This is a genomic window from Streptococcus sanguinis, assembly GCF_003943735.1.
GTDB lineage: Bacteria > Bacillota > Bacilli > Lactobacillales > Streptococcaceae > Streptococcus > Streptococcus sanguinis_E.
In genome coordinates this window covers 1-1,231 of record NZ_RJMV01000028.1, presented here as the reverse complement: position 1 = coordinate 1,231, position 1,231 = coordinate 1, and the positions used below count along the sequence as shown (strand labels likewise).

Here is a 1,231-nt window from a genome sequence, read left to right as displayed (position 1 = left end):
TCATGCCCCTTATGACCTGGGCTACACACGTGCTACAATGGCTGGTACAACGAGTCGCAAGCCGGTGACGGCAAGCTAATCTCTGAAAGCCAGTCTCAGTTCGGATTGTAGGCTGCAACTCGCCTACATGAAGTCGGAATCGCTAGTAATCGCGGATCAGCACGCCGCGGTGAATACGTTCCCGGGCCTTGTACACACCGCCCGTCACACCACGAGAGTTTGTAACACCCGAAGTCGGTGAGGTAACCGTAAGGAGCCAGCCGCCTAAGGTGGGATAGATGATTGGGGTGAAGTCGTAACAAGGTAGCCGTATCGGAAGGTGCGGCTGGATCACCTCCTTTCTAAGGAGTCCGTAAGGACACACGGAATGCACTTGAGTCTTGTTTAGTTTTGAGAGGGCTATGTGGGGCCTTAGCTCAGCTGGGAGAGCGCCTGCTTTGCACGCAGGAGGTCAGCGGTTCGATCCCGCTAGGCTCCATTAGGATATGGAAGACGTTCCGCTTGCGGGAACTTCTGTAGAAAAATAGGGAACTGACATTGTGTTCGATGAACACAAGGAAGTTAGTCTTTTTTCCTAAGAAGTTAGTCTGGAATTCAACTTTGGTTGATAGCTATCCTACTTGTCCATTGAAAATTGAATACNGATATCAAATAGTAACAAGAAAATAAACCGAAAACGCTGTGAANATTAATGAGTTTAAGACTGAAAGGTCAAAAATAAGGTTAAGTTAGTAAGGGCGCACGGTGGATGCCTTGGCACTAGGAGCCGAAGAAGGACGTGACAAACGACGAAATGCCTCGGGGAGCTGTAAGTAAGCTTCGATCCGGGGATGTCCGAATGGGGGAACCCAACAGGTTGATGCCTGTTACCCATTTCTGTTAAGGGAATGAGGAGGAAGACGCAGTGAACTGAAACATCTAAGTAGCTGCAGGAAGAGAAAGCAAAAGCGATTGCCTTAGTAGCGGCGAGCGAAGAGGCAGGAGGGCAAACCGAAGAGTTTACTCTTCGGGGTTGTAGGACTGCAATGTGGACTCAGAATTTATAGAAGAATGACTTGGGAAAGTCAGCCAAAGAGAGTAAGAGCCTCGTATTTTAAATAGATTCTGTACCTAGCAGTATCCTGAGTACGGCGGGACACGTGAAATCCCGTCGGAATCTGGGAGGACCATCTCCCAACCCTAAATACTCCCTAGTGACCGATAGTGAACCAGTACCGTGAGGGAAAGGTGA

1 tRNA gene and 2 rRNA genes are annotated in these 1,231 nt (G+C 49.1%); all 3 read left to right on the top strand.

Annotated elements, in window-relative coordinates:
- Positions 1-341, top strand: a 16S ribosomal RNA gene (locus D8877_RS12200); the annotation flags it as partial.
- A 64-nt stretch (positions 342-405) separates the two neighbouring features.
- Positions 406-478: transfer RNA gene (locus tag D8877_RS12195), tRNA-Ala, on the top strand.
- A 243-nt stretch (positions 479-721) separates the two neighbouring features.
- Positions 722-1,231: ribosomal RNA gene (locus D8877_RS12190) — 23S ribosomal RNA — on the top strand; the annotation flags it as partial.